The sequence below is a fragment of the Nocardia blacklockiae genome (assembly GCF_015477355.1).
Classification (GTDB): domain Bacteria; phylum Actinomycetota; class Actinomycetes; order Mycobacteriales; family Mycobacteriaceae; genus Nocardia; species Nocardia blacklockiae.
The window spans coordinates 1-22,321 of sequence record NZ_JADLRJ010000008.1; the positions used below are offsets into that span (position 1 = coordinate 1).

A 22,321-nucleotide genomic window follows, 5' to 3' on the forward strand; every position below is an offset into this window, starting at 1 on the left:
CGGGCGACGCACCGACCACGGCACCGGGGACGAGGCGGCGGTCAGCATGCCGCCGGAAATGGCGATCGTGCTCATCGGCGGCCTGCGGGAACTGATCGCCGTCCAGGTCGAAAGCGGACGCCCGCTCGCCGATCTCACCGACGCCGCGGTGGCGATCACCACCGCGCTTCTCACCACCACCGCCTGAAGCCCCGACCCGAGATGTTGATCGACGACGGACTCATTCCCATCTGAGAATTCCCTCGCCCGCGCCGACCGGCCTTCGCACCGCAGCGTCGGCCGCGGCGAGCTCTCTAGGCCGTCCTCACATCCCAGCGCGCTGTGGCCAGGTATCCGGATGCCCGTTGAGTTCCCAGTTGCCGCGTGTGGACTTGGTCGGCGGCATCGCCATATTGACGATGTGGTCCTCGTCGAGGACGAGGAGTCCCTGGGCGTGCATGAAGTGCAGGTGCACGGCGGCATCGTCATCGGCGTATTCGGCGGGGACCAACATCTCGACGACCTCAGCGATCGGGGTCTCGGTGTACAGGCCCGGTCGACCATCGCGTGCCATGCGGATCACGCCTTCGCCGATCTGGTCGTGAAGTTCGAGCGCGGCGGCGGGAACCATCCCGTCATAGAACGGGCCCAGGCCGGTCAGGAGCTCGAACGCTTCGACGTCCTCCGGGTCATCGAGCGCCACCGTTGACCGCTGGGCCCCAGCGACGAGAGCCTTGGTAGGGAACCACTCGTCATAGCCCTGGAACGGCGGACGTGACCGGAACAGCAGGCATGTCGAACCGGCGCGCCGACGCGCACCGCGCTGACGGTTCTCGCGGCTTTTGCGGACGCGCTTCTTGGATCTCGGCAACGCAGTCTCCTCGGGTCACGGTCAGCCGGGCCTGTGTCTTCGGTCTTCGCCGCGATGCGCGGGCCTGCGCAGAGGCAGGTCGGTGATGTCGAAGGTACGGCACCTTGCGCCGAAATCGGATACGGCGCGACGAGGATGCCGCATCCCAGAATGTCGCCGGAGACACGGGAAGATCCGCACCTCCGGAGCCGCAGGTTGTTCGGCGGCCGCGCGCTGTACGGCGAACAACCGCCGCAGGAACGCGCGAGCGCCCGGCACGGTTCCGTCAAAGCCCGCAAGGGGCCGCGCTCGTAGGTGCGACGGTACGAAGGTGCCAGGAGACACGTTTCAACAAACCCCCAGTTCACAGGGTGTTTGCAGGCGATTTCGCGCCGTAGGTTGTTTCTCATGAGCAAGCAGCGTCAAGACCGACAGGCGCATCATCCCGTCACCGATCTCATGGCGCTGGTCGCGGTCCTCGCCACGACCACAGTCCTGGCTTACCTGGTCGGTCCAACAATCGGCCTGTTCAGTGCCGCAGCCGGGTTCGTCGTGGTGACGCTGGGGCTGTGGTTCCGTCACACGTAATCGCGGGTACTGCCCGGGCACGAGATCCGACTACATCTGGCTCAGCAGCAGGGCCTGGTCAATCCTGTGGTCGTAGATGCTCCTTCGCAACCGTGATGAAGATGCCGCGGCCCGAGGCAAAGTCTTCGAACTTCGACACCGGAATCGCGACTTCGGGGCCTCGGTCGAGAGCATGATGCTCATTGCCGCCCCAGCACACGACAGAGGCATAGCAACCAAATATGCCCCCCACCTGCACGTGGCCGAAATGCGGACCAGGGCCCGGCCACGGCAGCAGAGGGACGTTCCTAAGCGTCCTGTCGTTTGACAGCTGATTTCGACGCGACAGTCGAACAAGGTATTCACCTGCGTCACACGGAAGTCTGAGGACTTCCGCGAGGTTGTCGTCGCCGGGCCGAGATCGTGAGAGCCGCACACCACCCATGATCTCAGCCCACGGCCTCGGCGTCAGCGACGTCGCCAGGGCCCGCCCGACGGGCTTGGGTGCGGGGCGTGCCAGTCGACCTGGACCCGATGCCCGGCCGCGGTGCGTACTCCACCGAGGCGGAACCGCAATCTCGTTTCGTCCTCCATCCGCACCTAGGGCGCTCTGATCGGCTCGGTCGACGCCGCCTGAAGGTGCGACAACACCGCCATTCTCCGCTGCGAGTCACACCTGGCCCGGGCAGCGGCCGGCACCCGTGTTCGGCAAACGTTCGTTTTCCGAACAACGGGGGCGCGGAAACGCCTGTACCACACAGCCTTACAAGATAACGAGCTGAGTGTGGTGCGATTGGGGCGTGAATCGTCAGGAAGAAGCATTGCGGCTGGCCGCGGACCTGCTCGAGGACATCGAGCTGCAGCGTTTGAAGGTTTCGGAGATCGTGCTCAAAGCCAGCAGGGTTGCCCGCCTGGTCGACCACGACCAGCTACTGCTCTTCCTGCGGTACGAGCGTAAGGGATACCCGCTGGATGGATCGGCGAACGACTGGATCTCCCGTGCCGACCGGTGGACCGACAAAAATGATTACAAGTTGAACCCGTCTCCGATAACTCGCCTCGAGGCGACGCTCGAAGGAGGACGACAGGCACTCGATGCGCTCAAGAGCGGCGGGAACTACTCGGGGGAATACGCGTCTATCGCCGCCCGAGAGCACGACGCCAAGATCATCGGGGTCACGCAGCAGGTCAACCAGGTGGCGGCGATCTGTGGCGCTGTCGTATCGACGGTGTACAGCCTGGTGACCGAGATCTACCACGAGCTGCTGTTCAGCGAGCTTCAGGCGACTCTCTTCGCGTCCGTGCAGGGCAACGTCGATGGGGCGCTGGCGGTCGCGAGTGGATCAGCTCTGGACAAGATCGCCAAAGTTTCCGATCGTCTGCGAGAAGGTGACCCCGAGTCGGTCAGCCAGGCCATGACGACGTGCCGGCGCCTGATCGATTCGTGTGCCGATCACCTCTTCACCGCGCGCGACGAGCCCTACAGCATCGGGGACGGCGTCGAACTGAAGGTTGGCCAGCAGAACGTGCTCAATCGGTTGCAGGCCTACTGCCATCAGCAGAAGCTCTCCAAGAGCCGCCGCGACCGCCTCCGGAAGACGCTCAGCGTGCTCTACGACCGATGCTCGACCGGTACACACGCCGAGGTCGACGTGGCGGAGGCGCGCTTCGTGTTCCTTCAGACCTATGTCGTCCTGGGTGAAATTCTCACCCTCGCCAATTCGGCGCACGTCACTTCGTAGGGCTTGCAAGGTGATTCGGCATTTGGGAGGCGTGTGGTGACCGCGTTCGGCAGAGGGTCGTTTTCCGAACGGGCCCGGACGCGCGCGGATCAGCGAGGAGACCTGTCGGTGGCCCGCGCGACAATCAGGAAAAACCGAAGGGGGCGAATGCCAGTGGCGCGCAGAAGGCAGCGCACCGACGACACTGCCGACGGAGCCGTGGACCCGTTCGCCGAGCACCTGTGGCCGCGGCCGCCTCATCCGCTCCTGCGGAGGCTGGATCCCCGCCGCTTCCGGCAGCGGCGGCACACACGCCGCGCGGTCCGGTACGCGCACTACGGGCCGCCGATCAGCGAGGGCCCGGCCGCCGACTTCCGCTCCATCACCTTCTGGCACCGCGACCAGCACAGCGGCCCGGTCGGCAAACTCAACTACCTGATCTGCCACCAGTGCCGAATCGGCTTCATCGGCGACATCCACGTTCAGAAAAACCTCTGGGGCCACGGCATCGCCACCCGCGCCCTGGCCTACCTCCGCGATCAGCTCCCCGGCTACGCCTGGCAGACCAGCCGCCACAAACCCACCGCGAAATCGTTCTGGCTGCTCACCGCCGAACGCACCGGCGCGGCCTACGCCGACACCACCCCCGACCGCACCTGCGAACACCTCGCGCGGTTCTGGCGCGGCGGCGCAACCCGGCACAGATCCGCCAGTGACGAAACCCCAGCGTGGGTCGCTGACATCGCGGTGACGAATCCGCAGGCCGCCTCACCCACGCACCCCGGCGCGCCCACTGACAACTGACGCGGCCTACCACTGACAGCGCTGCGGTTTCCGCAGCTCAAGTCACTGACACTCTCGTGCGGCCTCGCACGCAGCACACACGCAATTCCGCAGGACGGCCACATGTTCGCAATATGAAATATTGATGTTTCGCATTGGATGCCATCTCCGCCCGGAGTGCCTCGGGTTTACGTCCGTTAATGCGGAACAACGAAGGTGTCTCGCGCGGCGGTGGTCGTCCGGTCGCGAATGAAACTCTATGCCTGCAGGTTGCCAGAGTCGGTGGGTTACCATTGAAGGCGTCGAGCTTCATCAGGCGTCGGCTTACGCACGGAATCAGCTGGAATCCATTGCCGCACAGTGACATCCTGCAGATTGTTCCGAGCATGCAGTGTCACTGCGACCTCCCCGTACCAGACCGCGCCTGTCGTGTACAGCAATACCCAAGCGAACAATGTGCCCGGAAGCCATTCGCCGTTGGCGGGTTGCGTCGCGAACGCGCGTGCGCGCAGTCCGATCGACTGTCCCTTCGGCGCTTTTCGCGGCAACATCCACAGCCGCGCGGGATCGACTACGACGCGGACCGGCCGATCGATACGCCGAACCGACGGCTTGTCCATGCCGTGACTCATCCCGCTCGCGTCCATCGCCTCGCCGCAGCCGATTCTGCAGGCCGCGTCCTGGACCACCTGACGCCTTCGGAACCGTCACTCGCGAGCATGATCTCGCCGCGCCGGATAGGCGGATTACGGCCGGCGACCTCCACGGCGACGCGAACCTCCTGCACGCGTCCACAGCCGGCGCCTAAGCCTCGATAGCCGACCGGCCGCGCACGCAACGTCACGTCTGGGCGGAGGCCCGACACCCGGTCGGTGATCACGAGGACACCGCGCTGGCCGCGAATCTTCGCGGTCAGGGCTTGGGCGCGTTTGGGTGGCACGGTCACGGAGGTGTCGCAGACGATCATCGGGATACCGTCGCTCAGCACCGCCGCTATCTCGAGCGGGTCACCGCCGCTGGCGTCGATGACCGCCAGCCGGTCGAGCCGGCCGCCCATCTCGGTAACCGCGAGCAGCCCGATCCGCTGACGCGGGCCCGCGACGATCGCGGCCCACAACTCGGCACCGGTGGCCGCGGCGAGCAGTCCGGCCAGGATGCCGGTACTGCCCCGGCGGCCGACCACGCTCCCGCGGGCCAGGCCGCCGCCGGGCAGCAGGTCACCGATCCCGCCCGGCACCGCGATCACATCCAGTGCTGCCACGTCGGCGGCAGTGACCGAGCCGGTTCCGCTCTGGATCTGCCGCATGCGGGTGCGGAGTTCGTTGATCTGCTGGTCACGCGGTAGTGCCGTGACCGAGCCACGCACACCTTCATCGAACATAGGTTCGATAATGACATATACTTCGCCGCATGTTTGCGGTTGGCGACGAAGTACGCATCCGACCGGCGGGCGTGTCGGTGTTCCGGGTTGTCGAGATCGAGGACGACGAGCACGTGATCGTCGAGCCGGTCGATCCCGCGCCCGGCGCGTACCCACACTCGCGGCGCGTGGCCGATCTCATCCTCGCCAGCGCAGTGTGATCACGGTGAGCGGCAGGATTTGTTCGAGCGTGTCGACGGGTTACCCGGCGAGGCCGAAGGTGGTGGCGGCTGCCGCGTTCGGTTTCATCGGCTGGAGGCCTGCTCACTCGCGGTAGCGTGTCATTTGCCAGCATACGTTCGCTTGTCCGGCCTCTGTGGAAGTGAGTCCGGTGATGACCGAGAAGAGCAAAGTGGCTCGACTGCGGACCCGGCCCGATGTCGCCGCGCGCCGGGCCGTTGAGCGGATACGAGCGGCGGCTCGGGACTACCAGCGGGCCTGCCGGCGCCTGGAGGGCCAGCTGGCCCGGATCGACGCCGCGGTCGCAGACGGCACGGACGAGATCGACCGCGACACCGCCGCGACGCTCGGCCAGCTGGCGGCCATGGTCTACGGCGGATTCGTGCGGCTGGTGACCAGTGTTGAAATCGGCCGCGAACTTGCCGACGAGCAACTGCTCGCCGAGTCGATCGCCGAGGCCGCCGCGCCACCGCCAGCCCCGGCACCCGAATCTTCTCGGTCCGAGATCGCCGACAAGGACGCGGCGCCGCGCGTGTCTGGCGTGGCCGAGCTGGCGGCGTTGGGCGCGGATTCGATCGTCGTTCAGGGCCCGACGGAGGTGTCGGATCGGGCGCGGCCGTTCCAGCGCGGCGATGACGGGAACTGGTACAGCTACGGGATCGGCAGCGGCGGTGTGTCGTCGGAACGGTTGTGGAGCGACGGGGATGATCTGGTCGTCGTCTCGCGCAGCGACCGGCCCGTCACCGCCGGTGCGACGCAGGTCGAGCGCGTGCGCGCCGAAGCCGTGTATCGGGGCTGGCGCAGCCGCGACACCGGCGAGGGACGCCTGGTTGTAGAACGCCGGGGTGTGGTCATTGGACTGCGGTACTCGACCGCGCGAGGAACCATCACCAAAGCCGCCCGGACATCGGCGGACGGCGTCGTGAGCAACGCTGCGGCGGTCGGCAAGTTCGGCACGGTGCTGCGCTGGCTCGCCGAACCCGAATGACCACCGGCGATACCGACGGCAGCTGATGTTGGTTCACTGCCTGGTAGTTCAAGATTTGTCCGGTTTGGCGGCATAGAGGAGATGGAGCTAGCTTCCATTCGGGAGGCTGCGGACCAAAAATCGGGGTCTATGTCGGCGACTATCTGCTGAAGTTTCGCTGCGGCTTCGGGGGGCTTCGGAGGCGTACACGGGTGCGGCTTTACCGGTGTGTGAAAACCGTCGACAATCGAATGATGACTTCTGGGGGACTTGGTGGCGGGACGAAGGGGCTGGGCCTGGATGCTGTTCGCTGGCACCTCCTTCGGCAGGACGCCAAGTTCGCTGCCGTGACGACGCGGGCCGCCGCCGTGCTGAGTACGAACGCACTCGTCGTCGCGGGGACGGCTCTTGCCTTCACGCTCAACGGATCCAGGCAGGTCAATCCATGGGTTCTCGGTCCAGCCCTCGGGACGCTGGTGCTCGTTGCCGCGTCGGTTACATACGCGACTCAGGCTCTGGTCTTGTTGCGGCGGCGAAGACTGTCGGTGTACTTCGCTACACGTAGTGAGGCTTCAGCGCTGTACAGCTACACATATATCTCCCGGAGGTGGCGTTCGTTCGACGACTTCCGGGAATCCGTTATGGACCAATCCCCAGAACAGCAGCTCCGAGGCGCGCTGGACGAGATGTGGCGAACCTCCCACCTTCATCTGTATCGCTACCTGAAATTCCGGAAGGCCACCTGGTTGCTGCTGGCATCGATCGGGTTGTTGCTGACCACCGTGGCATCGGCTGCGTTGTCCTATTGACCGGCTGGGACCGACCTCGATGTTGTGACCGGCCTGGACACGGCGGTACGACGTGGCACCCTGCTGAGAGACCGATCTGCTCGCCGACCTGTACTAGTGACGAAGGGACAGCGCAGGATACCGCGGAAGATCACGCGCGACCAACGCGCGGTAGTGTCGCCCGCCGCCGACGGTCAGCTCCGCGCCCACAGCCGTTGTAGAACTTCACATTTCAGATCAGCCCCACAGCTCACACGCGCGCTCGCGGGCGAGCGGGCGAGAACTACGGGTTGCGTGCTGACTCCAACTCTCAGAGGCCACTTATAACCCGACCGCCGCCCAAGGGGCGGCCCGGCAGGGCGGCGGCTGACCAACACCTCGTCCGCGTGACTGGAAAGTGGTCCTGCCAATGTGCGCCCTCTGCTATTCGGTGAGCCAGGCGAGCCGGCGAGCAGTCACGCGGGGTTGGTGGCTGGAGTGCCTCCGGAAGCAGCGGGGCTGGCCCGCGTGCCAGCGTGGGAACGAGAGCTGGAGGGCTTGTTGGCGTGGGTACGGCGCTCGGTACGTACGGTGGGTGCATTTGGCTGCGCGCGCTGCGCACTGGCAGTCCGGGTGTGCACGATGTGTGCACACGATTGGTTGTCGACAGCAGGTTCTATATGGAGGCTGAACCGGTTGTGGAGCCATTCGTGCCAGGCCATACGTTGGCGCTGGTGGCGGTTGATGCGGTCGCGACGGGCCTGCGGAATGCCGTGTGCACTAGCGACGCTGTCGAGGTGCACTGGCCCACCGGTGATTCGGTTGTGCTGGTGGATCAGCAGTCCGGCGGTAGTGAGAGTCGCCAACGCCGAGTATCCCGCGGTGCGGCTCATTCTGGCGGCCGCAAACGCGTCCGCCGGGGTGGCGACGTGGTGGTGGACGACGAGTTCGTAGATTCTGCGACAATGCAGACCCAGTACGCTCCATGCCTCATGTACCGGTTCGACCCGCACACGCTGAATATTGGTCGAATCCGGCCGCACCCGCCGCCCTCTGATACGGGGAGCGACGAGTGCGTACGCGTCGGCCAATACGCCGGCGGCTCGGCGGCTCCGCAAGATTGGTGCCCCTGGCATTTCGCGTAGCTCGCGCAGCACCTCCCATACCGTGGTCTCGGCGAGGCATGCCATGAGCGAGAGCGATCTCCCGCCCACTTCCACGAGCGGTGTACCTCGTACGACGGCTCCGGCGATGACTGAGGCGTGGGCCAGACCCTGCAGGACAGCGAGGATGGTGTGGCGTCGTGGTGAGCGCGGCCATTGCGCGTCCACCCAGACAGTTGCCGCAGCAAGCCAGTCGACTTGTTTTCGCGCGCGCGATGGTTCCCCCCTCCACCCCCCTGTGTGCCCTACTTGCTTGTGCACGGGCGGTAGGAATTCGGGGGCAGTACATGCGGCCCAATCGCAAGCCTTGGCCCAGTCGCGGTTAAGCGCGGAGCGGGCCCCGCGCCCGTACCGTTCGTATGCTTGCCAGAACCCGGCCCAGTCGCCCCCAGCGGGGGGCAGTTGTGCGTGGATATCGGCGAGGCAGAAGCCGCGCAATGCGGCGGCTGCGAGCACCGATTGCCGTGCTGCGGAGTGATCGAGGCGTCCGTTGGGCGTACGCCAGCGTCCATCTGGTGCACCGATACCGTGCACGGCGTAGCTATGTACTGTGTGCGGAATCGGCGAGCGGAGGCGGACCTGTGCACTCAACCGCGCACGCTCGCCCTGCCCTTCCCAGAACGGGAGATGTCTACGAGGTGATGTGCACTCGGTGTCCGCTGTGCACGGAGGTGTGCACGTCGTGCACTGGCCGACTGTGCTCGGGGTGGTGATGGTGCGTGGGCCGGCGCCGCCGAGGAGTTCGATCATCCGAGCGAGGATTCCAGGCGCCGACCGTACGGTGAGCGCATCGACGGCATCGTCGAGGGTCCCGAGCAGGGCGCGGAATCCGCCTTCGCGGCAGCGGGAACCGGGAGGGGTGATGCATCCAGTCTCGGGATTGAGCATGGGCGTGAGATCCAGGGAGCCCAGACGGGCCGCGAGCAGTCGCACGATCGGCTCGATCTGGTTGCGGCTCAGCGCTGTGCCGATCGGGAGGGGCACCAAGATGTGGCACCCGCCGCTGGCGCTGTAATCGACGATTGCGCGACCGCCGCACTGGTAGATCCAGCCCAGGCACCGCCGTACATCCGCCAGGACATTCTCCACGGTGGTGTGGCGTGCATCGAAGTCCAGTGCCAGCAAGCGCGTTTTTCCTCGCGAATACAACGGCACCGCTGCGGGCAAGTCTGGCAGACGTTTCGAAGAGAGCCGTTGCGCCCGTTCGCGGTACGCTCCGCGGCTCTGCGCGGTTCCTAGAGCAGGATCCCATAAGCGCATCGATCGTCGCGCTGCGAGGAGACCTGCGAGTGGCCAGACCCGCCGAGCGCACGTCGCGTCGTACCGGTGATCTATTGCAACGGAGAGTAATTCATCGAAATGGGGGAGCCCTGGGAGCGGTGGGTACGAACCGGCACCACTGACGCCGTCCGTTATTGCGGCCGGTGCTAGGCGTGGGCTATCCTCGGAGGTGCTAACCAATTTGCAACCTTCGGGTTGTGACCTGCCCCCAGCGCCAACTGGGGGCTTTCTCTTATTGACTTGTGCTACTCGCTGATGAGTAAGCGCTCTCGCCGGGCCGCAATGGCTCATCGCTGCGCCTGTGCGGCCAGGCGGACGTTGGAGATTATGCGGTCTGGGAACTAGCCTCCTTCCCGGCATCGTGAGTGCGAAAACCGAGTTCATATGCGCTGCCGATCAGACGCTTGATCGTGTGCCGTGAGAAGGCTTCATCCATGGCGGCGGACATGTCGGCGGCAATGCTGGCGGCGTTTGCGCCGCCCTGAGCCAGTCGAAGCGCCATGACTACATGCTCTTCGCTGAGTCGTCTGGTCGCCCCGCTCGCCACCAGCTGAGAGGCAATACTCTCGCAGTGGTCTGGCGGAGCTGCCGACGTATCGCTTGTAGTCTCGGCGATTCGGAGCGGCACGGTCGGCGGATCGAATAGGTCTCGGTCCGGGTATGTTTCGGTCGATACCGTCGGCGCCAGGTCTGTGAAGGCGTCCCGAAACTTGAATGTGTCTTGTGAGGGTGGGCCGATTGCTTCGGGGTCGTTCCTGCTGTGCGGACCTGTCAGATCACCGGCACACGGGGAGATTTCGTGACCTCGGCCGGCTTCCAACCGAGCCATGACTATATCGATCAGTTCGGCGTACCGATTCGACGACCAAGCGTGCAGCCACAAACACACGACGACCATGATCGGCGGCACGCTTGACTGCGTCGCGCGACCGAGGTCGCCGACTGCGAGATGAGAGCCTGAATTGAGCGCGACCGTGACCAGCAGCAGGCAAGCTTCGATGAGCAGGATTCGGGAACGATCCACCCTCTGACCAAGGCGCGAGGCAGTGGTTGCGACCGACATGATCTCGAGGACGACGATGAAGACCGCGAACTCGATGCCGAAACTCAGCACCCACAACGCCCACCAAGTCAGTCCACTAGGCCCGTTGTGATCGGGGACGAAATTTCGTCCGACGTTGACCCCGGACCAGAGTAAGAGGCCCACGATTACCGCGCCGATGCGTAGCGACATCACCATGGACCGGCGATGGATTGAAGCGACCTGGGCATTCGGGTCGGTCGCACGACGGCGCGCCGCCAACGCGTCATCATGCCACCGCCTCTCCAGCGCTTGCCGGCGTTCGACGCGGTCGTTTACCTTGGCGCGACGGAATTGTGCGGCGACCTGCTTGGCGTGGACCCGTCTCCGAAGTCGGCGCTCGTCAGCGCGGATCTGCCGTTGGAGGCCGCGCTCCTCCTCGATCTCGGCATCGGTCATCGCCCTGTAGAGCGCAGGATGGTCCTGAAGTGCCACCCGGGCGTCGGCCATTGCGATCCGCTCGGAAAGTCCACTGTTGCTGCTTTCCCTCAGAACCTGCTCCGAGTCGCGACGCCGCTGAATCCGATGACGGGGTCGAGCATCAGCGGCAGGAGCGGCGGGTGCGTCAATCGGACGTGCAGCCTTGTCGGCTTCGACTGTGACCTGCTCGATGGATGAGTGGCCGAACGTCATCGGGTACCCCCCGCGAGTACCCATGTCGCGAAGGGCCGACTCTGACGGTATAGACCGTCGGGAGCGAGGTGCCGTTCGACGGCAGGCTGGGAACCCACGCAGGTGTGCCACCGCCGCGGATCCGGACGGTTGCCGCCAGAACGCTCAGGGACAAGACACGCCGATGCAATCTTGGCGCGACACGCCGCGCGAGCCGATCTGATGGCCTCTACTTGTGAGCAACTCGTAGGGGAACTGGCGGGAACCGTAGTGCAACTTTCAGTCCAACCTTGAAGCGTGGAATCCCCGGAACACCAGGGAACCCCCAGGGCATCGCGGGAACTCCCGGGACCATGAAATTCCCAGGCTCCCAATGGATCTCGGACGGTCCAGCAGGTCAGCTTGGACCGTGACGACCCATGGTGTCGTGTTCGATGCGGTACTGCGTCTGGTCGTCGGTCATACCTTCGACCCTAAGCCCGCGTGCGGGGCGGGTGGGCTGCCACGCCTGAGGGCTATCGCACACCGGCGGTCAGGAAGAAAACAGCATCTTGCCGAAACCGCGCTTGTGGTGATGGTGGCCGTGGCCGTAGTGCTGGGCGCCCCAGGCGGGACCGGGGCCCGGGGGAGGGGGCGCGCCGAAGCCGGCGCCGAGGCTGGTCAGATGCTCGAGTTCGCCGTAGTCCAGGAAGATGCCGCGGCAGTTGGTGCACTGTTCGATCTGCACGCCGTTGCGGTTGTAGGTCTGCATGAAACCGTGACATTTCGGGCACTGCATGCCATTCGCTCCCTAGCTTCGCGGCACGGCGCCACGCCGCGCCATATGCGTCACCCACCATACGTGAGCGTCGTCATGCGCACGCAGGCATCGATCAGCGCGGTGTCCAGATCATCCGGGCGGGCACCGGATTTCGCCACCGCCAGCGCCGCGGACTGGACCACGAGCGCCCGCGCGGGGACATCCAGCACGGCCCACTCGTCACCCTGCGACGGTACGGCCGGGCCGCCACAGCGCCGGTAGGCGTTCAGGAAGCGTTGCCAGGCAAGGGGTTCGAGGATTCCCGCGGCGAAGTAGGCGGCGGGTCGCGCCAGATCCCACACCGGATCGCCGACGCCTAGGTCGTCGATATCAATGAGCCGCCAACGAGTTTCGCCCGCCGCGCCCGGGGCCTGCCGACCGCCGGGCGCGAGTGCGCGGTCCGGCAGACGGACCACCTGGCCGAGGTGGAAATCGCCGTGTACCAGTGTCTTCGGGTCGGCGTCGAGAGCGGGCAGGTCGGCGTAGGCCCGCAATACCGCTGCGGCCGCCGGAGATTCGCTGTGGTCGGTCGCCCGCAGCCGAGCGATCGCCCGCCGTACCCGAGCCGGGCCGCCTGCCGGTGGTATTTGCGGGACACGTTGTGCCTCAGTGTTTTTCAGGTGGCGGCCCGTACCCGGGCGATGCTGGGCAGGGTTGGTTGCTTCTTCGAGCGGGGTTCGGTGCAGGCGGGCGAGCAGGGTTGCGCAGTGCTCCCACGGGGCGGCGTCGGGGTCGGCCGGATCGACGGGGACGCCGTAGGGCCATGCGGTGACGGTGCGGCCGTGGACGATTCGCAGCAGGTCGCCGTCGATCGGGAGTGGTGGGGCCAAGATGTCGTGTAGCCGCGGGGCGGTCGCGAGGCGCAACCGGCTACGCAGGGCCGTCGGGTCGGTGTCGGCGGCGTGCGCCTTGACGACCAGGTCGCCCACGCGCAGGACGGGGCCGTCGGCCCGGTCGGACAGCACCTCGGGGGTTCCCTCGGCGCCGGCCGCCCGGGCCGCTGCGGCGAGTTCGGCGAACAGGTCGCCCGGCGACACGGCGGATCAGGGCAGCGGCGGGGCGGCGTGCTCGTCGCCGGTGAAATCGACCGAGGAGTATTCGCGCAGCTTGGTGAGCCGGTGGTAGGCGTCGATCATGCGCACCGTGCCGGACTTCGAGCGCATCACGATGGACTGCGTGGACGCGCCGCCGCTGAAGTACCGGACGCCGCGTAGCAGGTCGCCGTCGGTGACGCCGGTGGCGCAGAAGAAGACGTTCTCGCCCGACACCAGGTCGTCGGTGGACAGGATGCGGTCCAGGTCGTGGCCGGCGTCGAGGGCCTTCTGCCGCTCCTCGTCGTCCTTCGGGGCCAGCTTGGCCTGCAGCGCGCCGCCCATGCAGCGCATCGCGGCCGCGGCGATGATGCCCTCGGGGGTGCCGCCGACGCCGATCAGGACGTCGGTGCCGGAGTCGGGGCGCGCGGTCGCGATGGCGCCGGCCACGTCGCCGTCGGAGATCAGGCGGATGCGGGCGCCTGCGTCGCGCACCTCCTGGATGTGGCGCTGGTGGCGGGGGCGGTCCAGCACGCACACGGTCAGGTCCGAGACCGAGGAGTTCTTGGCCTTGGCCACCCGGCGCAGGTTCTCCGCGATCGAGGCCGAGAGGTCGATCACGTCGGCGGCGTCCGGGCCGACCGCGATCTTCTCCATGTAGAACACCGCCGACGGGTCGAACATCGCGCCCCGCTCGGCGACCGCCAGCACGGAGATCGCCCCGGGCGAGCCCTTGGACATCAGCGTGGTGCCGTCGATCGGGTCGACCGCGAAGTCGACCTCCGGGCCGGTGCCGTCGCCGACCGCCTCGCCGTTGTACAGCATGGGCGCCTCGTCCTTCTCGCCCTCGCCGATCACGACGGTGCCGCGCATCGACACCGAGGCCACGAGCTGCCGCATCGCGTCCACCGCGGCACCGTCGCCGCCCTCCTTGTCGCCGCGGCCGACCCAGCGTCCCGCGGCCATCGCGCCGGCCTCGGTCACCCGGACCAATTCCAGCGCGAGGTTGCGGTCCGGGGCCTCGCGGCGGCTGCGTCCGGGCGTAGGTGCCGTCATGTGGATTGCCTCCTCGAGTTGTCTACTGCGCGTAAATTGTCGCAGATCCCTCCCCGCCCCAATCATGTACTGGCGTTCCACTTCCGTAAGGACCCCCAGCCCAATCCCCAATCCCGCCCACCCAACGACCGAAACCCCGGCCTCCCCACCCTCACCGCCCCCGCCGGAGCGAAGCGGAGGCCAAAGATTCTGCATACTTGACCCCGTGTCGTACCAAAAGCCGCGGACCATGCACGACTACCGGGACCTGTTCTGGTCCCTGATCCCCCTCGTGCTGATCTGCGTCGTGATCGCCGCGATCGCCAGCCAGTGCAGTTTCTCCGCGGACGGCCCGACACCTGGCAAGATCCCGAATTTCGACGTGCACGCGGCGTTGCGCGATGACGCGCGCACCCTCTCGTTCCCGGTGCGCGAGCCGGCGCTGCCGGAGAACTGGCAGCCGAATTCCGGCAGTCGCGACACCGTGTCCGGCAGCGGCGGCGGCACGGTGAGCACCGTGGGATACATCACTCCGCAGGGCACCTACATGCAGCTGTCGCAGTCCGACGCGACCGCCGACGCGCTGGCCAATCGCGTGCTGGGCACCCGGAGCCGCAGTGGGAGCCAGCAGATCGGCGACCGGGCGTGGACGGTCTATCACGTCGAGGGCAGCGAGCCGGCCTGGATCACCGACTTCGGCGCGGTCCGCGTGCTGGTCAAGGGCGCGGGAAATCAGGAGGCCTACCGGACGCTGGCGGCCGCGGTCGGCCAGGCGCCGGCGGTTTCCCGGTAACGGATTTCGCGCCGGATGCGGGTAGCCGGTGGGGCGCGCAGGGAAGCCCGCCGAGCAACTGTTCCGTTGTCGACCAACCACTTTCGCGACTCGCCGACCGTGTCGGTCCGGGTGCGCCCGGGTCCGGTGCTTTGTCGCACGCCACTGATTCGTAGCGTCGAGAGGGGTACGCCCGCTAACGTCAGGCAAGTGGAACGTGCGGACGTCGGCTGGCTCGAGCGGACAGTGGGTCAGCCTGTCAGCGAAGCGATGCCGGCCCAGTGGGGGCAGCAGGACCGCACCGACATGGTGACGCTGGCCGACGACACCCGCGTCGTCCTGCAGCGTTACCGGCGCCGGGCGGACGCCGAGCGGCGGGTGCGCATCATGGACGCGCTGCGAGAACCGGCGGCGGACAAGGGAATCCCGATCCCGGCGGTCCGCCAGTCCGATCTCGACGCCGACCCGCCGTGGGCGGTGTTCGAGGCGCTACCCGGCGTGCCGGTGCCCGACAGTCCCGAGACCGGTCCGAACAGTCCGCGCTTCCCGCTGGTGGCCTGGTCGATGGGCGCCCTGCTCGCCGATTTCTCCGAATTGCCCGGCGACGACCTGGATCTCGACGATTCCTGGGCGCGCCCGCGCTACCTCTCCGCGCGCGCCGACGCCTGGGCCGAATGCCTGGCCTCGGCGCTGTCGGCGGAACAGAGCGACACCCTGGAAGGGGTGCTGGCCGACCTGCCCGCGCTGTTCGACGGCCGGCCGACCGTACTGGCGCACGGCGATTTCGCGCCGGTGAACGTGCTCGTGGAGGGCACCTCGATCACCGGCCTGCTCGACTTCGAATCGGTGCGGCTGGCCGACCCGCTGTACGACGTGGCGTGGTGGGCATGGTCCGTGAGCTTCTCCGGCCCCGCGGTGTTCACCGCCGCCTGGCCCGCGTTCCTGGACGGCCTGGGCATCAACCCGCGCGAACCCGGCCTGGTGCCGCGCGTGCGGGCGCTGCAGATGGTGCGCATGCTGGAAATGCTCGCCGAGCACGACCTGCCGCCGGAGCTGTGGCGCACCGTGCACGCGCGCCTGGTGCGGATGCTGAGCTGAGCGCGCTCAGCGATGGCCGACGACGTTGACCACGGTGCCGTCGGGATCGCGGACGAAAAACCTGCGCACGCCCCAGGGTTCGTCGCGCAGCGCGTAGACGACGTCGGCCCCGGCGGCCACCATCTCGTCGTGCGCGGCGTCGACGTCGGCGACCTCGACGCTGATATCCGGTTGCGGGTCCTCGGCGTTCGCGTCGAAAAGGATGATCTGCGCCGTCGGGTTCGACGGTGAGGCGAGGGTGACGACCCAGCCGAGGTCCATCACCTCCTCGAAGCCGAGCCGCTCGTAGAAGGCCCTGGTGCGCGCCATGTCGGTGACGCGCAGATCCGGGACGGCCCGGCGGATGCTCACGACCGGCCTTCGGCGTCGCGGCGGGACAGGGCGTCCTCGACCCGCTTGCGCGCGCCCGCGAGATGCTCCTCGCAGCGGCTCGCCAGCGCCTCGCCGCGCTCCCACAGCGTCAGCGAGTCGTCCAGGTCCATGCCGCCCTGCTCCAGCATCTTCACGACGTTGACCAGCTCGTCGCGGGCGCGTTCGTAGCCGAACGTCGCGATCTCGTCGAGGTCACTGTCGGTCATCGTTGCCCTCCTTCGTAGCGGTCCCACCCAATGCCTGACTGCCGAGCGTGGCCGCGCTGATCGCGCCGTCGGCGACCCGCACGCGCAGCTGGGTGCCGGGCGGCGCGTCGGCGATGGCCCGGATCACGTGCCGCTCCCGGCCCGTAACCCGTTGCACCACAGCGTATCCGCGCGCCATGGTGGCGGCCGGGCCGACCGCGGTGAGCTTGTCGCGCAGGTGCCGGACGGTGGTGGACTGGCCGTCGAGGCAGTGTTCGACGGCACGGCGGGCCGCGGCGCGCAACCGCTCGACCTCGTCGTGCCGCTGTTCCAGCAGCCGCAGCGGTTCGGCCAGCACCGGCCGCGACCGCACCTGGTCCAGTGCCCGCGCCTCGCGTTCGACCCAGCCGCGCAGCGCCGCCGCGGACCGCTCCCGCAGCTCGCGGACCAGCGCCAGCTCGGCGGCCGCGTCGGGCACCACGCGCTTGGCGGCGTCGGTGGGGGTGGCCGCGCGCAGGTCGGCGACGTGGTCGGAGATCGGGTTGTCGGGCTCGTGCCCGATGGCGCTCACGATCGGCGTGGTCGCGGCCACGATGGCGCGGCACAGCGTCTCGTCGGAGAACGGCAGCAGATCCTCCACGCTGCCGCCGCCGCGAGCCAGCACGATGACCTCCACGTCGGGGTCGCGGTCGAGTTCGGCCAGCGCGTCGAGGATCTGGGGCACCGCGGTCGGGCCCTGCACGGCGGTGTTGCGGACCTCGAACCGCACCGCGGGCCAGCGTTGCCGCGCCACCGTCAGCACGTCGTGCTCGGCGGCGCCGCCGCGACCGGTGATGAGCCCGATCGCCTTGGGCAGGAACGGGATCGGGCGCTTCAGGCGCGGATCGAACAGGCCCTCGGCGGCCAGGAGCGCCTTCAGCCGCTCGATCCGGGCGAGCAGCTCGCCGATGCCGACCGGGCGAATCTCGGTGATACGCAACGAGATCGTGCCGCGGCCGGTGAAATACGACAGCTTCCCGTACACCACGACCCGGCTGCCCTCCTGCAGCGGCACGGGGGAACCGCGCAGCAGCTGCGGATCGCAGCTGACCGACAGCGACATGTCGGCGGCCGGGTCGCGTAGCACCAGGAACGCGGTGCGGGTGCCGGGACGCAGCGAGATCTGGGTGATCTGTCCCTCGACCCAGACGCTGCCGAGCCGATCGATCCACTGCGCGACCTTGACCGCGATGCTGCGGACCGGCCACGGGTGCTCGGCCGAGGCTCCGGGGCGCTCCGGCGCGGAGCCCGCGCCCGCCGGGGCATCGGTCACTTCGCCCGCACGGTGGCGATCCGGTTCGTCAGCATGGTCACGAACGGCGCCCGGTCGCGGGTCCGCTGCTCGAAGTCGAGCAGGGCGGTGAGATCTTCGACACTCAGCATGCGCAGCCGGGCGCGCAGTTGGGCGAGGGTCATGTTGGTGTAGTCGTAGCGGGCGGCGACCTCGGGCTCCACCACCTCGACCGCGCCGTTGCCGGAAACCCTTGCGGCGAGCTCGGATTCGGGCTCGGCGGCCGGCTCGGGCGTCGCGATGACGGTCGGTTCGGCGGGGTCGGCGGGCTTGGGCGTCGGCTCCGAGGTGTCCACCGGGCCGGAGGTCGACAGGTCCGCGGTGGACTCAGGCGTGGTGGCGGGCTCCGGGGCGTCGGTCGGCTCGGGCGTCGCGGTCGGCTCCGCGTCGGACTCGGACGTCGCGGTCGCGTCGGCGTCGCCTGCGGGCTCGGGTGTCGCGGCGGGCTCGGGCGCGGCGGGCGGTTCGGGCTCGAAGTACCGGTCGAACGCGCTCTCCCGGGCGGCCTCGGCGAGGTTGCGGAAGGTCTGCTCGAAGTCGTGGTCCTCGTCGAAGGTGGCCCACTCGGGCTGCTCCACCGGGCGATTGGCCAGGCGTTCGAAGACGGCGTCGCCCTTGAGGGCGAGGCTGGTCACGAACTGCTGGGCGTGCATGGTGGTCTGCAGCAGCTGACTGATGGCGGTGATGGGGAAATTCACTGCCGCCGTGGGCAGCCGGCGAGTTTCCTCGATCGCATACACTGCGGCCCCGGCGGCGACACGGGCGATGAACGGCGGACGGAACATGGTCATAGCCTGCCCGAAACGCGGTGTGATGCAAAGGGAGGGGCCGCGTGAGTTACCCATTCCCCCACTTAATCAGTCGCGGCGCCCGACAGCGCTGCCGGGGTGCGGGTGACCGGCGTGCCGATGCCCTAGTCGGCGGGCGTGTCGCACACGCGCGGCAGCACCGCCGCCTGGGCGCGTCGTCGGGCTCGCACGTAAGCTGTGGGGCATGTCCTCGGCTATCCCGTTGAATGTCGGAATCGCCCGCTCGGCCGGCTCCGGCGCGTCCGGTGCGGCCAAGCGCGTGCTGCTCGCCGAGCCGCGCGGATACTGCGCCGGTGTGGACCGCGCGGTGGAGACCGTGGAGCGCACGCTGGACAAGCACGGCGCGCCGGTCTACGTCCGCAAGGAGATCGTGCACAACCGGCACGTGGTGGAGACCCTGCGCGAGCGCGGCGTGATCTTCGTCGACGAGACCGACGAGGTGCCCGAGGGCGCCGTCGTGGTGTTCTCCGCCCACGGTGTGTCGCCGGCCGTGCACGAGGCCGCCGCGGCCCGCGGCCTGCACACCATCGATGCCACCTGCCCGCTGGTCACCAAGGTGCACCAGGAGGCGAAGCGCTTCGCCCGCGACGATTTCGACATCCTGCTCATCGGCCACGAGGGCCACGAGGAGGTGGAGGGCACCGCCGGCGAGGCGCCCGACCACGTGCAACTGGTGGACGGCCCCGAGTCCGTGGACGCGGTCACCGTGCGCGACGAGAACAAGGTCATCTGGCTGTCGCAGACCACCCTGTCGGTGGACGAGACGATGGAGACGGTGCAGCGGCTGCGGGAGCGTTTCCCGAACCTGCAGGACCCGCCGAGCGACGACATCTGCTATGCCACCTCCAACCGCCAGACCGCGGTGAAGGCCATGGCGCCGGAGTGCGATCTGGTGATCGTGGTCGGCTCCCGCAATTCCTCGAACTCCAAGCGCCTGGTCGAGGTCGCGCTGAACGCCGGCGCCCGCGCTTCCTATCTGGTCGATTTCGCCAACGAGGTGGACCCGGCCTGGTTCGAGGGCGTGCGCACGGTCGGCGTCACCTCCGGCGCCTCGGTCCCGGAGATCCTCGTCCGCGGCGTCCTAGACCTGCTCGCCGAGCACGGTTACGGCGAGGTCCAGCCGGTCACCACCGCCAACGAGACACTGGTCTTCGCGCTGCCCCGCGAACTTCGCCCGGCGCGGCGCTGATTCGCGTTCCGGGCCCGCGTCCGTCGTGCTGAACCGTCCGACGAGCTGACCCGCGTTCCGGGCTTCGCTTGCGCCAATCCGGTCGCTTGCGCCAATTCGTTTGGCGCGTAACGGTATTCGGCTGCCGCGCGATAGGCGGGCGTGGGGATGCGGCGGGTGGCTGTGGTGGCGGGGCGTGGTGTGCCCGTTGTCAGCGCTCGATGCGGCCGGAGTCGCGGTCGCGGTAGCGGACATTCGGCCGCGGGTGCGGCGGGACGTCGCCGTTGCGCTGGGTGCGGCTGCGGCGCGGGGCCGGGTCGGCGGTCGCGGCACGCTCCGAGGTCCGGGGGTAGGAATTCTTCGCGGGGGAGACGCGCGGCGGGCGTTCGGCGACTCGCCCGGAGGAACGTCGGCTGGAGCGCGTGGGAGCGGGTTCCGGGTCGGCTTCGGCCGCCGCGGCCGACGAGCGGGCCCGGCGGCGGAGCGTATCCGAGGAACCCGTGGCGCGGCCGCGGCGAGCCCGATCACCCGAGCGCCCGGAGCGCGCGGTGCGGGCGGTGCTCTTGCGCGGGCGGTCGCCGCCACCGGTGCGCGCCGCCTCCTGGCGGTGCATCAGCACCCGCCCGCCGCCGATCAACAGCACCAGCACGGTGGCCACGGCCATCGTCGGAAAGCGATTCACCAGCGGGATCGCCAGATTCAGCAGCACATCCTTCAACGAGGTGGAACTGCGGCCGAGCAGTTGCTGATACGCCAGCGGCACCGACACGAACAACAGCAGCGGCGGCGTCACCATGGTGGTGAACAGACCGCGGTAGCGCACCACCAGCGCCGCCAGCACACAGCCCAGGACGTAGCAGGTCGCGAAGGTCAGCGTCAGCTCCTTGCCGCTGCTGCCCGCATCGATGAAGAACCCGATGAATGTGCACGCCACCGCGATCAGAACCGCCGCGCCGGCGGGGACGCCGGGCACCGACGGGATGATCGAGCGGTGCGATGCCGGGACCTCGGATCGCTCGCGTTGGGTAGCTGCCACGTAAAGCACACTATCTGCCCCGGCCGAAACGTGTCTCGAGGCCGGGCGGATGCGCCGCCTACTCGGTGCCCTCCGCCAGCCCCACGGCGCGCGGCCAGGACTCCACCCGGCCGATCGCCGGGACCTCCCGTTCGCCGATGTCCAACTCGTGCAGACGGCGGGCCGTGACCATCACCCGCGACTCGATCGTCGCGACGGTGTGGTTGTACGCGTCGACGGCCTTTCCCAGTTGAGCGCCCAGACGGTCCAGGTGGCGGCCGGTGGTGCCCAGCCGCGTGTACAACTCGCGGCCCAATTGCTGCACCGTAGCCATTTCCTGGGACAGTGTCTCCTGCCGCCAGCCGAAAGCCACCGTGCGCAACAGGGCGATCAGCGTCGTCGGTGTAGCGAGAATCACATTCCGGCCGAAGGCGTACTCGAGCAGGCTCGCGTCCGCGTTCAGCGCCGCGTCCAGGAACGGGTCGCCCGGAACGAACAGCACCACGAATTCCGGGGACGGATCGAACGCGGCCCAGTACGCCTTGTCGGAGAGCTGGTCGATATGGCCGCGTAGATGTTTGGCGTGCCGGGCCAGGTGTTCGCCGCGCGATCGCGGGTCGGTGTCGGCCGTGGCGTCCAGATAGGCCGTCAGCGGCACCTTGGCGTCGACGACGAGCTGCCGGCCGCCCGCCATCCGCACCACCAGGTCCGGCCGCACGCCGCCGTCCCGACCGGACGCGCTGACCTGGGTGTCGAAATCGCAGTGCCGCGACATTCCGGCCAGCTCCACCACCCGCTCCAGCTGGATCTCGCCCCAGCGCCCGCGCACCTGCGGCGCCCGCAGCGCCGAGACCAGTTGGCCGGTCTGCGTGGACAACTGGTGCGAGACCCGCTGCATGCCCGCCACCTGTTCGCGCAGGCCGGAGTAGGCGTCGATGCGGTGGTGCTCGACCTGCCGGAGCTGCTGGTTCAGCGCGCCCACCGCCTCCCGCAGCGGATCCACCAGGGCGCCCAGGGCGTGCGAATTGCGCCGCGCCGCATCCTCGTTCGCCGCGCTCAGCGACTGGCGCAGCAGTCTCTCGTTGTCGCGCAGCGCGGCCAGCTGCGCCTCGGCCGTGGCCGCGCGCCGCCCCGCCCGCGCGGCATACCCCAGCCACCCGAGCCCGAACCCGGCGGCGAACACCAACAGCAACGCGCACAGCATCGATGCGGTCATGAGTGCAGATGGTGCCCCATCGCACCGACAAGAACGCGCAGCGCGGCAATCCGCTGGCGCGCCCGAATTTCCGGCGGCGCTTTTGCGACACGTTCGGCCTGGCGGTTTCGTGTCTGTCGG

Annotated in this window: 22 protein-coding genes and 1 pseudogene; 10 read left to right on the top strand and 13 right to left on the bottom strand. The window is 68.1% G+C overall.

Features of this window, described 5'->3' with window-relative positions; all coding sequences use genetic code 11:
- Positions 1 to 187: pseudogene (locus tag IU476_RS23255) on the top strand (hypothetical protein); the annotation flags it as partial.
- A gap of 117 nt (positions 188 to 304) precedes the next feature.
- Here the strand turns inward: IU476_RS23255 and IU476_RS23260 are convergent.
- Positions 305 to 850: a hypothetical protein gene (locus IU476_RS23260; RefSeq protein WP_195103418.1), complete on the bottom strand. Its 546-nt coding sequence runs from the start codon at positions 848 to 850 to the stop codon at positions 305 to 307.
- Positions 851 to 1,237: 387 nt separating this feature from the next.
- Between IU476_RS23260 and IU476_RS23265 the strand changes: the two genes are divergently transcribed.
- The 3 genes from IU476_RS23265 (at position 1,238) to IU476_RS23275 (ending at position 3,921) form a co-directional block, all read left to right on the top strand.
- Positions 1,238 to 1,417, top strand: coding sequence for a hypothetical protein (locus IU476_RS23265; protein WP_195103420.1), 180 nt, complete (start codon positions 1,238 to 1,240; stop codon positions 1,415 to 1,417).
- Positions 1,418 to 2,196: 779 nt separating this feature from the next.
- Entirely contained in the window at positions 2,197 to 3,138 is a 942-nt protein-coding gene (locus IU476_RS23270) for an AbiTii domain-containing protein (protein ID WP_195103421.1), read from the top strand.
- A gap of 153 nt (positions 3,139 to 3,291) precedes the next feature.
- Complete coding sequence (locus tag IU476_RS23275; protein ID WP_195103422.1) at positions 3,292 to 3,921, top strand: hypothetical protein; 630 nt, start codon at positions 3,292 to 3,294, stop codon at positions 3,919 to 3,921.
- A 266-nt stretch (positions 3,922 to 4,187) separates the two neighbouring features.
- Here IU476_RS23275 and IU476_RS23280 read toward each other — a convergent pair whose 3' ends face one another.
- Positions 4,188 to 4,520 carry a hypothetical protein gene (locus IU476_RS23280; protein ID WP_195103423.1) on the bottom strand — a complete coding sequence of 111 codons (333 nt, stop codon included), beginning with the start codon at positions 4,518 to 4,520 and terminating at the stop codon, positions 4,188 to 4,190.
- Positions 4,521 to 4,528: 8 nt separating this feature from the next.
- Positions 4,529 to 5,281, bottom strand: a complete 753-nt coding sequence (gene imuA', locus IU476_RS23285; RefSeq protein ID WP_195103424.1) for a DnaE2-dependent mutagenesis accessory factor ImuA' — start codon at positions 5,279 to 5,281, stop codon at positions 4,529 to 4,531.
- A gap of 29 nt (positions 5,282 to 5,310) precedes the next feature.
- On the opposite strand from imuA', the gene IU476_RS23290 reads away from it, so the two are divergent.
- The 3 genes from IU476_RS23290 to IU476_RS23300 all read left to right on the top strand — a co-directional run bounded on the left by IU476_RS23290 (position 5,311) and on the right by IU476_RS23300 (position 7,276).
- Positions 5,311 to 5,481, top strand: coding sequence for a hypothetical protein (locus tag IU476_RS23290; protein WP_195103425.1), 171 nt, complete (start codon positions 5,311 to 5,313; stop codon positions 5,479 to 5,481).
- Between the two features lie 173 nt (positions 5,482 to 5,654).
- A complete protein-coding gene (locus IU476_RS23295) occupies positions 5,655 to 6,488 on the top strand; it encodes a hypothetical protein (RefSeq protein WP_195103428.1) in 834 nt (277 codons plus the stop codon).
- 233 nt (positions 6,489 to 6,721) lie between these two features.
- Positions 6,722 to 7,276 carry a Pycsar system effector family protein gene (locus IU476_RS23300; RefSeq protein ID WP_195103430.1) on the top strand — a complete coding sequence of 185 codons (555 nt, stop codon included), beginning with the start codon at positions 6,722 to 6,724 and terminating at the stop codon, positions 7,274 to 7,276.
- 2,727 nt (positions 7,277 to 10,003) lie between these two features.
- Here the strand turns inward: IU476_RS23300 and IU476_RS23305 are convergent.
- From IU476_RS23305 to glpX, 4 genes are all read right to left on the bottom strand, one after another.
- A complete protein-coding gene (locus IU476_RS23305; RefSeq protein WP_195103432.1) occupies positions 10,004 to 11,392 on the bottom strand; it encodes a hypothetical protein in 1,389 nt (462 codons plus the stop codon).
- A 511-nt stretch (positions 11,393 to 11,903) separates the two neighbouring features.
- Entirely contained in the window at positions 11,904 to 12,149 is a 246-nt protein-coding gene (locus IU476_RS23310; protein ID WP_195103434.1) for a TFIIB-type zinc ribbon-containing protein, read from the bottom strand.
- 50 nt (positions 12,150 to 12,199) lie between these two features.
- On the bottom strand, positions 12,200 to 13,207 hold the full coding sequence (locus IU476_RS23315; protein ID WP_324194222.1) for a phosphotransferase enzyme family protein: 1,008 nt from the start codon (positions 13,205 to 13,207) through the stop codon (positions 12,200 to 12,202).
- A 6-nt stretch (positions 13,208 to 13,213) separates the two neighbouring features.
- Positions 13,214 to 14,257, bottom strand: a complete 1,044-nt coding sequence (gene glpX / locus IU476_RS23320; RefSeq protein ID WP_195103436.1) for a class II fructose-bisphosphatase — start codon at positions 14,255 to 14,257, stop codon at positions 13,214 to 13,216.
- 205 nt (positions 14,258 to 14,462) lie between these two features.
- Between glpX and IU476_RS23325 the strand changes: the two genes are divergently transcribed.
- Both IU476_RS23325 and IU476_RS23330 read left to right on the top strand, forming a co-directional pair.
- Complete coding sequence (locus tag IU476_RS23325; protein WP_195103438.1) at positions 14,463 to 15,029, top strand: DUF4245 domain-containing protein; 567 nt, start codon at positions 14,463 to 14,465, stop codon at positions 15,027 to 15,029.
- Between the two features lie 189 nt (positions 15,030 to 15,218).
- Positions 15,219 to 16,106 carry a phosphotransferase family protein gene (locus IU476_RS23330; RefSeq protein WP_195103440.1) on the top strand — a complete coding sequence of 296 codons (888 nt, stop codon included), beginning with the start codon at positions 15,219 to 15,221 and terminating at the stop codon, positions 16,104 to 16,106.
- A gap of 6 nt (positions 16,107 to 16,112) precedes the next feature.
- Here the strand turns inward: IU476_RS23330 and IU476_RS23335 are convergent, their stop codons facing one another.
- From IU476_RS23335 to IU476_RS23350, 4 genes are read right to left on the bottom strand one after another with little or no spacing between them, the layout of a single operon-like run.
- Positions 16,113 to 16,457 carry a VOC family protein gene (locus tag IU476_RS23335; RefSeq protein WP_195103442.1) on the bottom strand — a complete coding sequence of 115 codons (345 nt, stop codon included), beginning with the start codon at positions 16,455 to 16,457 and terminating at the stop codon, positions 16,113 to 16,115.
- The gene (locus IU476_RS23340; protein WP_195103444.1) at positions 16,454 to 16,684 is read right to left on the bottom strand and encodes an exodeoxyribonuclease VII small subunit; all 231 of its coding nucleotides are present in this window, start codon (positions 16,682 to 16,684) and stop codon (positions 16,454 to 16,456) included. Before IU476_RS23340 ends, IU476_RS23335 begins: the two co-directional genes overlap by 4 nt.
- The gene (xseA, locus tag IU476_RS23345) at positions 16,671 to 17,975 is read right to left on the bottom strand and encodes an exodeoxyribonuclease VII large subunit (protein ID WP_195103446.1); all 1,305 of its coding nucleotides are present in this window, start codon (positions 17,973 to 17,975) and stop codon (positions 16,671 to 16,673) included. Before xseA ends, IU476_RS23340 begins: the two co-directional genes overlap by 14 nt.
- Positions 17,972 to 18,778 (bottom strand): lipid droplet-associated protein, encoded by an 807-nt coding sequence (locus tag IU476_RS23350; RefSeq protein WP_195103448.1) that lies wholly within the window; start codon positions 18,776 to 18,778, stop codon positions 17,972 to 17,974. The genes xseA and IU476_RS23350 overlap by 4 nt, the downstream gene beginning before the upstream one ends.
- 208 nt (positions 18,779 to 18,986) lie before the next feature.
- Between IU476_RS23350 and IU476_RS23355 the strand changes: the two genes are divergently transcribed.
- On the top strand, positions 18,987 to 19,991 hold the full coding sequence (locus IU476_RS23355) for a 4-hydroxy-3-methylbut-2-enyl diphosphate reductase (protein ID WP_195103450.1): 1,005 nt from the start codon (positions 18,987 to 18,989) through the stop codon (positions 19,989 to 19,991).
- A 190-nt stretch (positions 19,992 to 20,181) separates the two neighbouring features.
- Here the strand turns inward: IU476_RS23355 and IU476_RS23360 are convergent, their stop codons facing one another.
- Complete coding sequence (locus tag IU476_RS23360) at positions 20,182 to 21,006, bottom strand: DUF6542 domain-containing protein (RefSeq protein WP_195103452.1); 825 nt, start codon at positions 21,004 to 21,006, stop codon at positions 20,182 to 20,184.
- A gap of 58 nt (positions 21,007 to 21,064) precedes the next feature.
- Positions 21,065 to 22,201: a DNA recombination protein RmuC gene (locus tag IU476_RS23365; RefSeq protein ID WP_195103454.1), complete on the bottom strand. Its 1,137-nt coding sequence runs from the start codon at positions 22,199 to 22,201 to the stop codon at positions 21,065 to 21,067.
- Positions 22,202 to 22,321 lie beyond the last annotated feature (120 nt).

Bases quoted from the DNA above. Each gene is read 5' to 3' on its own strand.
- IU476_RS23265 (WP_195103420.1), top strand. From the start codon at position 1,238: ATGAGCAAGCAGCGTCAAGACCGACAGGCGCATCATCCCGTCACCGAT.
- IU476_RS23280 (WP_195103423.1), bottom strand. From the start codon at position 4,520: ATGGACAAGCCGTCGGTTCGGCGTATCGATCGGCCGGTCCGCGTCGTA.
- imuA' (WP_195103424.1), bottom strand. From the start codon at position 5,281: ATGTTCGATGAAGGTGTGCGTGGCTCGGTCACGGCACTACCGCGTGAC.
- IU476_RS23290 (WP_195103425.1), top strand. From the start codon at position 5,311: ATGTTTGCGGTTGGCGACGAAGTACGCATCCGACCGGCGGGCGTGTCG.
- IU476_RS23295 (WP_195103428.1), top strand. From the start codon at position 5,655: ATGACCGAGAAGAGCAAAGTGGCTCGACTGCGGACCCGGCCCGATGTC.
- IU476_RS23300 (WP_195103430.1), top strand. From the start codon at position 6,722: ATGACTTCTGGGGGACTTGGTGGCGGGACGAAGGGGCTGGGCCTGGAT.
- IU476_RS23305 (WP_195103432.1), bottom strand. From the start codon at position 11,392: ATGACGTTCGGCCACTCATCCATCGAGCAGGTCACAGTCGAAGCCGAC.
- IU476_RS23310 (WP_195103434.1), bottom strand. From the start codon at position 12,149: ATGCAGTGCCCGAAATGTCACGGTTTCATGCAGACCTACAACCGCAAC.
- glpX (WP_195103436.1), bottom strand. From the start codon at position 14,257: ATGACGGCACCTACGCCCGGACGCAGCCGCCGCGAGGCCCCGGACCGC.
- IU476_RS23340 (WP_195103444.1), bottom strand. From the start codon at position 16,684: ATGACCGACAGTGACCTCGACGAGATCGCGACGTTCGGCTACGAACGC.
- IU476_RS23350 (WP_195103448.1), bottom strand. From the start codon at position 18,778: ATGTTCCGTCCGCCGTTCATCGCCCGTGTCGCCGCCGGGGCCGCAGTG.
- IU476_RS23355 (WP_195103450.1), top strand. From the start codon at position 18,987: ATGTCCTCGGCTATCCCGTTGAATGTCGGAATCGCCCGCTCGGCCGGC.
- IU476_RS23365 (WP_195103454.1), bottom strand. From the start codon at position 22,201: ATGACCGCATCGATGCTGTGCGCGTTGCTGTTGGTGTTCGCCGCCGGG.